Source organism: Caldibacillus sp. 210928-DFI.2.18 (assembly GCF_020554505.1).
Lineage (GTDB): Bacteria > Bacillota > Bacilli > Bacillales > Caldibacillaceae > Caldifermentibacillus > Caldifermentibacillus hisashii.
On the sequence record NZ_JAJCHL010000016.1, the window covers coordinates 1 to 13,410 of the forward strand.

At 38.0% G+C, this 13,410-nt stretch carries 10 protein-coding genes; 6 read left to right on the forward strand and 4 right to left on the reverse strand.

Features of this window, described 5'->3' with window-relative positions:
- Positions 1-198: 198 nt before the first annotated feature.
- Entirely contained in the window at positions 199-2,784 is a 2,586-nt protein-coding gene (locus LIZ98_RS05435; protein ID WP_227139133.1) for an EAL domain-containing protein, read from the reverse strand.
- Positions 2,785-2,993: 209 nt separating this feature from the next.
- Complete coding sequence (locus LIZ98_RS05440; RefSeq protein WP_041902422.1) at positions 2,994-3,332, reverse strand: YisL family protein; 339 nt, start codon at positions 3,330-3,332, stop codon at positions 2,994-2,996.
- A 550-nt stretch (positions 3,333-3,882) separates the two neighbouring features.
- Between LIZ98_RS05440 and LIZ98_RS05445 the strand changes: the two genes are divergently transcribed.
- The 6 genes from LIZ98_RS05445 (at position 3,883) to LIZ98_RS05470 (ending at position 5,923) form a co-directional block, all read left to right on the forward strand.
- The gene (locus LIZ98_RS05445) at positions 3,883-4,104 is read left to right on the forward strand and encodes a spore germination protein (RefSeq protein WP_034769090.1); all 222 of its coding nucleotides are present in this window, start codon (positions 3,883-3,885) and stop codon (positions 4,102-4,104) included.
- A gap of 36 nt (positions 4,105-4,140) precedes the next feature.
- Positions 4,141-4,371, forward strand: a complete 231-nt coding sequence (locus LIZ98_RS05450) for a spore germination protein GerPB (RefSeq protein ID WP_227139134.1) — start codon at positions 4,141-4,143, stop codon at positions 4,369-4,371.
- Between the two features lie 64 nt (positions 4,372-4,435).
- Positions 4,436-5,065 (forward strand): spore germination protein GerPC, encoded by a 630-nt coding sequence (gene gerPC, locus LIZ98_RS05455; RefSeq protein WP_227139135.1) that lies wholly within the window; start codon positions 4,436-4,438, stop codon positions 5,063-5,065.
- Positions 5,046-5,222 carry a hypothetical protein gene (locus LIZ98_RS05460; RefSeq protein WP_034769086.1) on the forward strand — a complete coding sequence of 59 codons (177 nt, stop codon included), beginning with the start codon at positions 5,046-5,048 and terminating at the stop codon, positions 5,220-5,222. Before gerPC ends, LIZ98_RS05460 begins: the two co-directional genes overlap by 20 nt.
- Position 5,223: 1 nt before the next feature.
- Positions 5,224-5,625 (forward strand): spore germination protein GerPE, encoded by a 402-nt coding sequence (locus LIZ98_RS05465; protein WP_227091236.1) that lies wholly within the window; start codon positions 5,224-5,226, stop codon positions 5,623-5,625.
- 79 nt (positions 5,626-5,704) lie between these two features.
- Positions 5,705-5,923: a spore germination protein gene (locus tag LIZ98_RS05470; protein ID WP_034769082.1), complete on the forward strand. Its 219-nt coding sequence runs from the start codon at positions 5,705-5,707 to the stop codon at positions 5,921-5,923.
- A gap of 205 nt (positions 5,924-6,128) precedes the next feature.
- Here the strand turns inward: LIZ98_RS05470 and addA are convergent, their stop codons facing one another.
- Together addA and addB are read right to left on the reverse strand one after the other, a co-directional pair.
- Positions 6,129-9,911 (reverse strand): helicase-exonuclease AddAB subunit AddA, encoded by a 3,783-nt coding sequence (gene addA / locus LIZ98_RS05475; RefSeq protein WP_227139136.1) that lies wholly within the window; start codon positions 9,909-9,911, stop codon positions 6,129-6,131.
- Positions 9,908-13,378 carry a helicase-exonuclease AddAB subunit AddB gene (addB, locus tag LIZ98_RS05480; RefSeq protein ID WP_227139137.1) on the reverse strand — a complete coding sequence of 1,157 codons (3,471 nt, stop codon included), beginning with the start codon at positions 13,376-13,378 and terminating at the stop codon, positions 9,908-9,910. The genes addA and addB overlap by 4 nt, the downstream gene beginning before the upstream one ends.
- Positions 13,379-13,410 lie beyond the last annotated feature (32 nt).

Here is a 13,410-nt window from a genome sequence, read left to right on the forward strand (position 1 = left end):
CAATTTTAACAAGAGGTGCTGTTGATTTATATGCGTTGTTTGAATGGGGGCTTACAGTTAAACTACCCTACCTGCTAATTGACGATCCTAAAATCAACTTTAAAATTGGACTTTATAAATGTCCCCACGATTAGCTATAAAAGGCTGTACAGGTTTTTGACCTAATACAGCCTTTTTCACAAATCACAATTAATCAACTTATGAAATTTGAAATTTTTTGTTGTTCATAATTTCAATAAAACGGTCAGGGTGTACCGGTTTTTCAATATAGTAACCTTGTGCATAATCGCAGTTCATTTTTTTCAATTCAATTAACTGCTCATAGGTTTCTACTCCTTCTGCCACTACTTTCACTGACAGACCGTTACCCATCGTAATAATGGCCTTCACAATGGAGTAGTCCACCGTTTCAGATTTAAAGTTATTAATAAAAGAACGGTCGATTTTCAATGTATCGATAGGTAAATTTTTTAAATAACTGAGTGAAGAATAGCCTGTCCCAAAATCATCAATGGAAATTCTTACTCCTAAATTTTGGATTTCTTTCATAATTGCAATGGATTTTTCAACATTATCAATCATACCGGTTTCCGTAAGTTCTAAATGTAGTTTTTTCGGATCCATTCCGGAATATTGTAGTGATCCATGTAAATGTTCGACAAATGTTGGATGCAGAAATTGACGGGCGGAGACATTAATGGAGATAAACAATTCATCATAGCCTTTGTCAAACCATTCTTGATTTTGCCTACACCCTTCCATGAGCACCCATTTTCCAATTTCATGAATCAGCCCCGTTTCCTCGGCAATCGGGATGAATTCCATCGGGGAGATCAACCCCAGGTTCGGATGTTTCCAGCGGATTAATGCCTCACTCCCGTTAATTTGACCTGTCTGTAAGTCTACAACCGGTTGATATAATAAAAACAATTCATTTTTTTCAATTGCCCGCCGTAAATAATTTTCAAGTTCAAACTTATATTTAATTTGTACATTCATTTCACTGGCAAAAAATATAATTTGGTTTCCTCCATACTTTTTCGCTCGGTTCATCGCCGTATCCGCATTTCTTAAAATTGTTTCTGTATCGTTCCCGTCATCCGGATAGTAACTTACACCGATGCTGGCCGATATGGCAAACTCCTGACCCTCATATTCAAGCGGTTCTGAAATAGATAATAATATTTTATTTGCCAAGATCATTATTTGCTTTGCATCCAGTTCTTTTCTTAAAATGACAGTAAACTTATCACCTGCGAAACGACCGATAAATATATCATCCGTAAGCAAAGATTTTAATCGATTGGCAATTATACCAATAACCATATCACCGACATAATGGCCAAAACTGTCATTAATTAATTTAAAACGGTCAATATCAATAAAAAGAACAGCAAACTTTTTGTTTACACTGTCTGAAATTAAGTTATCTACCGTTTCGGTAATTTTTAACCGGTTGGGCAAGTCAGTATCTTTATCATAAAAGAGCATTCGATTGGCTTTTTCCAATGAGCAGGAAAGGTAAGCCAGTTGTTTTGTTAAAAGTTTCATAGTATTTGCAAAGTATAATTGCTTACTCATCTCTGAAGTGAAATGATAATGAAACTTTTTTCTTTTTGCTGCCGGCGGTGTTTCAGTTTCGGGTTCTGAGCTAATTTCTGAGATTACTATTTCAACATCTTTTTTACTAGCATCCGGGAGTTTTCCGGTTTCTGATAAGGCGATTGCGGAAACAGAAAAATTCGTTGTCACATCTTTGACACTTCCCGACATTCCTTCACTTAAAGTGATCAGCCCTGACACTTCACCCAACGCTTGTAAATGATATAATTCCTGGCTTGTAAACGATTCAAACAGAGTTTTTCTCTCCATATTTATAAATGTAAAAACCGTTTCAACGGAATCATTCGCCAGCCTGTTTAATTGCAGTAAACTACTTTCGATCATACGTGCCAAGTCAAAATAGACCAAAAATAATTCATCACCGGAACGTAATTCCAAGCTTGCCCTCATTGCCCCATCCGGTAATATGTCTTTTATAAAACAAAATTTGTCTTCACCATTTTTTAAAAAAATGAAAGGTAACTCACAACCGGCCTGATGAAAGTCTTTTAGATTGAAACCAAAACTCTGTTCAAAAAATCTTATCGGCTTTTCATTATTGATAGATAAAATTCGATCATTTTCCGCTTCCGTAATCTTAATACACTCACCGACTTTACTATATTCGATATTATGGTATGTATCTATAAATAAATTAGGATTATAGAGTTTTACAAAAACAATACCATTAGAGGTTACACTATCGGACGTGAACACCAAAACTTCCTTGTCGGATGTATTCGTTGCACTGCCTCCTGCAACGATTACTTCTTTTTCAGCGGGAATATCGTTAAAAAAATCACGGGTCTGGATCGATGGATGCGTCGTGTAGGCAATAATCGTTTTTAAGTCCAAATTATCCGTTTCAACCTTTTTATCATGATCCGTGATTTGAATAAGTCCTGTCTCTACCTTTGTATGTTCGAAAAGAGTGAAGTTTATTACTGTTCTTCCTTCCACAATTTTTCCATCCAGAATGGCCGCAGATGATGTGCATCCAATCAACCGTATATCTGGTAAAAGTTCTTTCATGATGAATTGAATTTCTTGTATTTCCTTCCAAGTCCCATTTCCGACAAAAATCTGCGCCAGTATATTTGTATACAATCGTAAACGATGTTTTTCAATAAAATTTTTAAGCTGCTCTTTATCAATAAACTCATAATTGTATGTCTTTACCACAGCTTTCACCTGCTTTTGTCATATGAAAAAGTGTCATTAAAATGTTACAACTATAAAAATAGCATATTTAAGTGAATTTGTAACGAAAAAAAAGAAAAGAATTGACAAAATACGACAATTCTCTTAATCTCGGTTCACCGATATATATATTTATATGATTCCTATTCCTCTTGTGTTGAAATGATTAATCTTATTATAGTTATTGACCTTTAAAGCGGTAATGTGAATCCCATATAAATGGTTGCTGCCAAAATTACAAACCATAAAATCCAATAAATCGTTGTTGATTTACCCCTTTTGATGCCTGCAAGAACCAGTTCCATAAATACAATGACTAAAATTCCGAGAAGAGCTTTTATATGATAGTCCGAGGATGGATCAACCAGTAAGTATAATTGAATACCGCTTCCAATTATGAACAAGTAAAATAGACGTAATATCATCGAGACGATTTTTGCAGGCTTTTCATTTTTATTTTTTGTCAAAAGGACAGCTACGATAAATAAAATGATGGCAACCACCCAAGATGTAATATGCAGATGTGTCATTTTTTAATTCCTCCCAATTAATAATTCGATTAACACCCAAAAAGGTTTTTTCAGGAAATTTATATTTGTATGAACTCTATTTTGTATGAAATTTCTTGAAAACCATTTCGGCACAAATCATCATTTCCCTTTTTACATATTATCATAAGTTTGGTTTAAATGATAATAATTGGCATATTTTCATATTGGACGAATTTAATTGAGAAACAAGCCGAAATGGCCCATAGAATTGTTCGAATCGCGTGCTATGGACCAAAACAATAAATCTTAAAATTTCCTACTACTTCTAGATCGAATTTACATCCCTGCTGGAAATTTCTTAACGTACAAAATATAGGCACCTATAGCACCTTTCCTTTAATGAATCATACAATAAAGTGAAACTTCCATCAGGGGGGCTCTTTATCCCCACTGATGGGTTATTTGAACCAATTGGACGCATGTGGGCAGTTCGCTCCTCACCTATCTTCGTTGTAAACTCGAAAATCTTGAGGTGAGTCTTACTGCCCGTAAGGTGGATAAAGGGAAAACGGGTTAGGAAGTGAGCAATATGCCTGCAGTAGTCGGAATTGTCAACGTAAATTCAATCGGATCCAGTAGTGTTTTTAATGTGGGGGATGTATATCAAATTAGTCCCTATACAATGAACAAAACATTTGCAGGTGCAGGTTCATTTAATACGGCCGAGCAGCTTTATGTATATAACCATCGCAGCAACACAAATACCTATGACCGCGATGTAGTCGACCAACCGAACAGTTTTAATGTCTAACCGATATAATCAAAAGAAGACTGACAGGTGAAAAAAATGAACATTTATGTCCAACAAACCATCAATATTAATATACTGCGGATAAATAGCATTATGAACTCCTCTGTTTTACAAATTGGTACAGCCGGCTCGATAAATGCGAGAACAGAAGCATATAATACCGGAGGATTTACAGGTGATGCACCGGAACCGGACTACGAAGGGTTTACAAGTACAACTACAGCTCACCACCTTACCATTCCGGTACAAGGGGGAGGAGCGAGATGAATTGCTAATATAATGGCACAACTATTCTTTCTCTATATTCAAACTGCATAAGGAAGTGATGTCGTTGCAAAATGATTTCTATTCATTTATCAATCAACTTGCCTCACAACTGAAAAGGCATGAGGAAAAATTAGCGAAATTAGAAAAGGCTCATGCAGATGTAATGAAAACGATTGAAACACTAAAAAATCAGCCGCCAATAAATGTGGAAAGGATCGACTACCATTTTGATCAGTTGAAAATTGAACGGTTGGACGGGACATTAAATATTGGCTTGAACCCGCAAGACCTTCAAGAAATGGATGAATTCTCAATTCCAACACCCCCTTTACGTAAAGAACAAAGTGAAAAAAGTAAGGTGCAACTAAATCAATTACAGGATAAATTCAATACGTATTTAGAAAAAGAACTTCCATTATTTATTGAAAAAGCAAAAAAAGAAATGGGACTTGAACTGGATGAATCCTATGCAGCATTTATTCAAGAAGATATTCGCAGGCAACTGCCGGAGAGACTCGCCTTTTATTCACAAAAATTAGCCAAAACTCGTCGCAATTTATCTGTTAACGAGGAAGAACAAGAAATTTATCAAATGACTATTCACGACATACAACAAGCTATCTACGCTTTTTTACGCCAATTTCCAATGAAAGGACAAAAGGGAGAGGAAAAGAATGATCTTGGAAGTGATTAATCATGATTTGCATGTAGTGAATATAAATATTATTGCGATTGCCAGCTCCTCTGCTGTTTTAGTAGGAGACACAGATTCGATGCAAATGGTGTGTGCCTATGATTCACCTTCATCTTCCTTGTTAATTGGTCCATTCGTCCCTATAGCGACACGTTAATATGTTAAAACGTATATCAAAGGTGGAAAGAATAGGCATACAAATTCTTACTTTTTCCTCACATTTACTCATTGGCGACAGCACCATTATTAACGCCAAAAGCGACACATTTGCGGTTAAACGCGATAAAGAGTTGTTTTTAGAAAATGAAGGTGATGTAATAAATTACGGCATTTTTTCCCTGCCGCTTGTACTTCCGCCAATAAATCAGCAAATTTATTTCCGAAACCAACATATGTGTGGTTGTATTGTTGTTAACCGAATAAATATTTTAGGGGCAACGAGTTCAGCCATTATTCAGATTGGCAGTAATAAAAATATTAATTTAGAAAATCGCCGAAAAGAGATTAGACAAATTGCCGAGCCTGAAAATATTCAGAAAGCAACAAATCAAGCGGAATAAGAACATATTGCGTCAATTTTCATAAATTATAAGGAAGTAGTGTTTGAAAGCTTAAACCTTATGATAAAGGATGGTAAACATGCCAGCCATCATCGGTTCGATTCAACTTATTAATATAGGCGGTGGTGTTGTTAATTTTGGCGACACATTGAATATTGCACCAAAGTCGAATACGAAACAAAATCAAGGCTCCGGTTCAGGGAATATTGGAGGACTTTCCATTACAAATAATGGATTTAGTGCAACGAATGCCGTCGACCCTGATCTAGTAGACCAACCTTCCGGACAGAATAATTAGTAAAACTTAGCTATCGTGAAACTTCAATCAGTGGGGCATCCCCCCACTGATTGTTAGTTGAACCAATCGGACACATGAGGCCAGCCCGTCCCCACCTATCTTCTTTGTAAACTCAAAAATCTTGAGGTGAGGGTCTTGGACCGCCTTTTAGGTGAAATAAAAAACCGTACAGGTTATTTATTTATGTATCCTGTACGGGTGTATTTCACTTAACCGGCAATATATGGCCACCGTCAAAAAAGTATAAGTATGCATCCGTTACGGGAACTGCCAATATGGTTTCAACCGCTCTCCGATATAAATCGATTTGTGTTTGATAACGTTGTAATAATACCGGCTTTGCTTCATCATACCCTTTTGTAAATCGGTCACTGATTTGATCCGTTTTATAATCGACCAAAACAAGACCGGATTTATCTTTAAATAAACAATCAATGATCCCTTGAACAAAAACCGGGTCATCCCCTTCCGACCAATCGGGATAAATTTCTTTCGGGTGTACAGTAAAGCCGAACGGAACTTCTCGTTTCACCCAGTCGGCCGCCAATATTCTTTGCCCTAAATCTGAATGATAAAATTGAACAATCTCTTCCAGATGAATCATATTTGCCTCATCTTCTGTCAGCAATTCTTTCTCTTGCATATAAAAAATTTGGTTTGTTAACGATTCGACAGTTGGCATCCTGCGTAAATCAATATGTTGCATGACTAAGTGCATGGCTGTTCCCTTTTCTGCAGGAGTCAACGTCTTTTCCTGCATAAACTTGGGCCTTTTTGTAATAGGCTTTTTAAACGGTCGGATTAGTTCTTCACCGCTATATTCATCACGTATTTCTTTCAGTCGTATGATTTCCGAGACAGATTGTTTGCTGCGATGCACGGTTGCCGCTTGGTAGCGATATTGCCAGTTCAACTGATGAGAAATTTGCTCTTTATATGCAGACTCAACAGGAACCAACTCTCCCTGTTTCACAAAAGTTAAGAAATGATCACCGGCATTTTCTCCATTTTCTGTACTTACCAATTCTTGACTTGGTATCAAATGAATCTTCCATTGGGACGAATGGTTAACAATTTCCTGTACAGTTTCATTATCCAAACGGTCGGACGAGTGTAAACGCAATCCCTCCCCATCGCGATGGCGGATTAAGGCCGGACCGATCCAGTCCAAATAATTTTTACTTTCCATACGATCAAAATCATTTAATAACCAATTTGTTTCTTCCAGATACTTTTGCCATTTAGCCAGTAATTTTTCTTTGTTTTTGCTTGAGGCAATGAGATAAAGTTTTTCCTTTGCCCGTGTCATGGCAACATAAAGCACACGCATTTCTTCCGCTACTAATTCAAGCCGTTTTTTTCTTTGCAGAGCCATTTGAAACAGAGACGGGTAGACAATTTGCTTTTCCGGATTGATATATTCCGTTGCAAATCCATATTCCTTATCGAATAAGTAACGTTTATTCAGATCTGACATATTAAATTCCCTAGCAAGACCGGCAATGAATACGACCGGAAATTCTAACCCCTTACTGCTGTGAATCGTCATGAGCTGGACGACATCTTCTTTTTCCCCTAAACTTCTCGCAACCCCGAGATCATCACCACGCTCTTGCATTCGTTCAATAAAGCGCAAAAACCGGAACAAACCGCGAAAAGAAGTCGATTCATATTGCCGTGCCCGATCATATAAAGCACGCAGATTCGCTTGTCGCTGTCTTCCCCCGGGTAAACCGCCGACATAATCGTAAAAGTAGGTATCCCGGTACAATTGCCAGATTAAATCAGATAAAGAACCTTGTCTTGCTTGCGTACGCCATTTTTTCAACCGGGAAAAGAACAGATTTAACTTGTAAATAATCGATTCCTCAAATTCATTTTTTCCTCTTACCCGTTCAAATTTTTTTGCCGCTTCATAAAAGCTTACCTTTCGATCAATGATTCGAATCCGGGAAAGCTCTTCTTCATGTAATCCGACAATCGGTGAGCGAAGAACTGAAACTAACGGTATATCTTGATAAGGATTATCGATGACTTTTAATAAAGAGAGCATAATCGACACTTCGGAAGCTTGAAAATATCCTCCCGCCAGCTCTGCATAGGCGGGTATACCGTATTCCTTCAGTGTTTCCATAAATTGCGGTGCCCAAGTAAAGGAACGAAGCAAAATAACAATATCCCGGTATTGAAGCGGTCGATACATTTTTTTCTTTGCATCATAAACTTGTTTTTCACTATCGATGAGCTCCCGGATCTTTTTCGCTACAAATCGGGATTCCATTTCCGATTGTTGTAATTCTTCTTCTGTAAATGAAACCGTCTCAGTGTCATGGTCCTCTGTTTTATCCTCATTCTTCTCCAATTGATCCTCTTCATCATCCTCTCGATAAAGAATTGTCAGTTCAACGGGATAGTGCTCATCTTCCGGATAGGCGGCACCTTTTTTTAATTCTGCCGCTTCATCATATTCAATTTCTCCAACTTGAACCCCCATTATTTGTTTAAACAGAAAGTTCGTTGCATCCAAAATTTCCTGTCTGCTGCGAAAATTTTGCGCTAAATCAATCCGAAGACCATGGTCTATTCCATCATGGGTAAAAGATAAATATTTTTGTAAAAATAGATTCGGCTCAGCTAACCGAAACCGGTATATAGACTGTTTAACATCCCCGACCATAAATAGATTTCCATTTTCTTCCGTAGGTTTTTTCACCAATTGAAGGATGGTTTCTTGCACCATATTCGTATCTTGATATTCATCAATAAAAACTTCTTTGAACTGCTTCTGATAGGCAAGGGCTGCCTCGGTCGGCCGAAGAATACCGGATTCATCCGTTTGTCCAAGTATTCGAAGCGCAAAATGTTCAAGGTCAGAAAAATCAACAACGGCTTTTTCTCTCTTCAACGCATCAAATTTTTCTGCAAAAGATTTAACTAGGCGAACCAATGTCTCAACCGGTTGTTTCATTTCCTGCATATCTTTTAAAAATGTTTCCGGTTTTCTGGAGAACAAGTCCACTTGTAATTTTTGAATGATTTTTTTCCCTTGATCCCGTAAGTTTTTCGACTCCTCTATCAGTTCAGGAATGAATTCATCACCTCTGCATGTTTTAAGAGTCGTAAACTTAATGTTTTGAAAAATATCATAAAGAGCTTGAAAGGATTCGTTTTTCGCACGAATAATCGAATCCATAAGGAGTAAATCATTTTGGAAATTTTCCGCACGTTTATACGGTCCACCCGGTACTTTCGTCAATTCCAAACCTTTCTCAAAAAAACGTTTGGCTTCATTTAGTTGCAGTTCTAAATCAAATAATAGCGGCTTGATAAACGGAAGATCTTCCACCGATTGTTCTTCTTTAATATCATAATTAGCAACTAAATCATCAAGCCATTTGTCAGGATTTGGATTGGCTCGGGAAAATTCATATAATCTCAAAATTAAATCTTGTAAAGCGACGTCACTGCGGTCATTGGTATACATATCGACAACTTTGAAAAACGCCTCATTATTTTCCTTACCGTACTCTTCTTCCAACAGGCTTTCAATTGCTTCGTCCTTAAGCAATATCCCTTCTGTTTCATCAAGGATACGAAACCCCGGATCAATATCGATTAAATAATAGTATTTTCGGACAATTTCTAAACAAAATGCGTGCAAGGTTGATATTGTTGCATGATTCAATAGGTTTAATTGTCTCCGTAAATGCACGGAATCGGGACGGGCCGCGATTTGCTTTTCAAGAGCAATGCCGACGCGATGACGCATTTCCGCAGCAGAAGCGTTCGTAAACGTGGCAACAAGTAATTCATCAACATTTATCGGGTTTTCTTCATCAAGAATTCGCTGAATAATTCTCTCGACAAGAACGGCCGTCTTTCCTGAACCCGCGGCCGCAGCCACTAATATATCTCTGTCTCTTGCATGGATTGCCTTCCACTGGTCATCTGTCCAAATGGCCTCAGCCGGTTTTTGTGGTATATTCAAGATTTCACAACCTCCTTAACCCGCTCCATTGCATTCTCATTATTTAGTAAAGGTAATATTCGATAATTATTTTCCTTTAACGTCTGATCAAACTGGCAAACAGATTTAAACGGGCAATAGGTACAAGGAACTCGATCATCCATTTTATAGGGCGCAATATCGACATTCCCTTCGACGATTTCATTCCCGGTCTTTTCAAATACTTGCCTTACATATTGCCGCAAATGGGAAAAGTCTTCCTTATTTGCTACTTTTGAACGAGCTGTTAGCGTACCATCTGTCTTTAAACCTGCGGAAATAATCTTTGAATCCCCACGCTCCAATGTTTGGTCCATCATCCGAACAACTTCCGGATCCGCTAAAACTAATCCGGTCATCTTGAAATCTTTAAAAATTAACTCTTCTATTTCCTCTATTGTCAATAACTTCTTACTTTTAATAATTGGATTGTGGATGTGGAAATATAGGACACCGGCCGGGTCAGCTTTTGTACCGACGAGCTGTTCTGAGTAGCGAACCAATATATCCAAGTACGTAAGCATTTGTAAAGCAAGGCCGTAATAAACTTCCCCGATGTTTAAATCATGACTGCTCGATTTATAATCAATGATTCTTAAAAAGACACCATTTTCGTTCTCTGCCTTATCTATTCGGTCGATTCGTCCAGCTAATGCCATTTTCATTCCATTCTTTAATTGAAACAACACCGGTGGAAGTTCTCCGTTTGGTCCGAATGATAATTCCATACGATACGGAACAAATTTGCTTGATTTTGCCTGTTCCTCAATGACTTCGGTCGCGCGTAAAATAACCCGTTCCAACTTCCGCAATAAATACTGATGGCGATTGGAGCTTAATAAAATTTCGTTTTGCAACTTCGGAGCGAGATATGTAACCGCATCAGCAACCAATGCCCGGATTTGTCTTTTGGTTAATTTTCCCCAAGACAAATTTTCCTTCATTACCTGATCTCCGACATATTTCAGTGCACTGTGAAACATCTCACCGATATCCGGTGCATCAAGGCGGTAAATCTTTCTTTCTTGTAAACGAAGGCCATGGGACATAAAATGTGAAAACGGACAGCGGTTAAACATTTCCATTCTTGAAATGCTCCCATTTATTTCTTCCCCGTAGAGATCTTTAACCGTAGATGCTGAGAGCCGTTTTGCTTTATTTTCATAAAATAAACTTGAGAGTACCTTTACAGCCGAGTCTCTGTCCCTGCCGGTCATCAACAGGTTATATCCGTCCCACCAAATCGCATCAATAGGTTCATGACGTTTGTAAGCTTGTAACTGGTACGTTACATGTGTTAGTGCCTGCTTCCGGTTTAATAAAAATTCAAGTTGTTCTTCCGTTGGTAATTCACTTACCTCATTTCCAAAAAATAAATGGTTTCCATTCGGGAACATTTCTTCCAAACGTTTTAAATACGGTGAAGGGATTAACGCTTTCCCTTCTTCATTTGCTAACGGATAACTAAGGAATAAAAGTTCCGCCGGAGTCGTAAATGCCTTATAAGCGATAAATTCTTCGTCCAGCAAGCGCATTTTATTGGTAGGAGCGAGCGTTAAACCGGATGAGAGCAGTTTTTCCCTTTCCTCATCAGTCAAAATACCATCCTCCTGAAATTTCATCGGCATAATTCCGTCAATCATACCGATGACAAACGCAGCCTTAATGTCTGATAGTCTTGATAATTCCAAGTCGGCAATGACCACTTGATCAATCGCAGGAGGAACTAAAGAAAAATGTAGGGATTCAAGGCCCGCTTCAATAATTTCGGAAAACTGTTTAATCGATAGTTCTTTATCTCCTAATATTTCAACATATTCATCTAGTAATTGGAGAACACCGTCCCAGGCTTGTCCATGTTCACGACTTAGCATTAATTTCCCGTTTTCCTCGGCATCTTGCTGCATTTTTTCCAATTTAGCAGGTATATCAAGCTCCTCTAAATATAAAAACAAAGCGGCACAAAGCTCTTTGCCGTTCTTTGCTTTCTTCAATCTGCCTGCTAAACGGTTAATCGGAGCGGCGATCATCAAACGGGATTCATTCAATTCTTGCTCAAACTGTTTTTCTTCATCGGTTTGAGGAAAATCCCGATCCAGTCCGCTAATCCTCCGATAGCGCCAGCGTTCTTTCCGCGTCCACTTATCCCCTTGAATACCGTATGCCAAGCAATAATTTTCAAGTCGGTCCATTTTTTCCCGCATGACATGAATATTTGCATTTAATGGAAAAAGCAAGTCGGTTTTAACCGCACGAAAAACAGGATCATAGCGCCAATAGCTCGTTATAATTTCCAAAGATGAACGAATAAATTCGATTAACGGGTGGTTTAGCATCGGTCGCTTTTGATCAATATAATAAGGTATTTCGTAATCATGGAAAATCGTCTCAAACAGTTCTTGGTAATTTTGACCGTTTCGGACAAGAACGGCGATGTCTTTATATCTGTACCCCCGATCGCGAACGAGGACAACAATTTTCCTCCCGACTCCTTCAATTTCCGCCCTTGCGTTAGTAGCTTCACAAAAGTAAATATTGGCATCCTTTGTAAATGGTTGAACAGGGAGCGTTTCATAATATTTTTCAAGATGGGCAAGTGATTCATCTTGAAAGCGTACTGATTGATTTAAAGCGACATCTTCCTCTACTTCAATTCCGTTAATCTTGGCAATCTCATAAACGGTCGCATAGGTTTCTCCCGTCATTCGGAACAAATGAAATTCTCCCGGTAAACTTTCACGATAAGTTCTTTCACCATTTAAGGCAATTGTCACCCTCCTTGCACTTTTAAGCAACTGTTCGATGACTAAATATTCCTGTGGGGTGAAACTGTAAAACCCGTCGATAAAAACTTCGGCATCCTTTAGTGTTTCCGATTCCTTAATTTTTTCAGCCAAAAGCATTAAATAATCTTCTGAAGCTAAGTATTTTTGCTTAATTGCATTTTCAAATTGCTCATAAATCAGCTCTAGGTCATGAATTTTTCCTTCTAGTGTCGGTTCTTTGGAAATGGTTTCGAGCTCATTATTTAGTTCCGATGGGGTAATACAGTATCTCTTAAATTCTGTTACTATTTTTTCCAGATGGTCAATAAAACCGTTTTTTTCGGCACTTTGTTTGAAAACAAGAAACTTTTCTTTGTTTTCATTAACAATTTTCCGAATTAACATATTTAAACCGGTCGTACTGATATGTAGCCGGGTAATCCCGCCTGTTTCTTGAAGGATTCGCCAGGCAAGTCGGGTAAAGCTATATACTTGCAATCGAATCATACCTTTAAGATCCGGTTGCGACACCATTTTATATTCAGTTAAAAATGTCATTTGGTCCGGGACAATCAAAAAGATTGGTTTCCCGTCAGGTTTTTGTTGCAATGATTCCTTCATTTCATTTAACAAGAAAGTTGTTTTTCCACTGCCGGAACGACCTCTAACAAATCGCAGTGACATCCGCATCTGCCTCCTTACATAACTTTAAACGA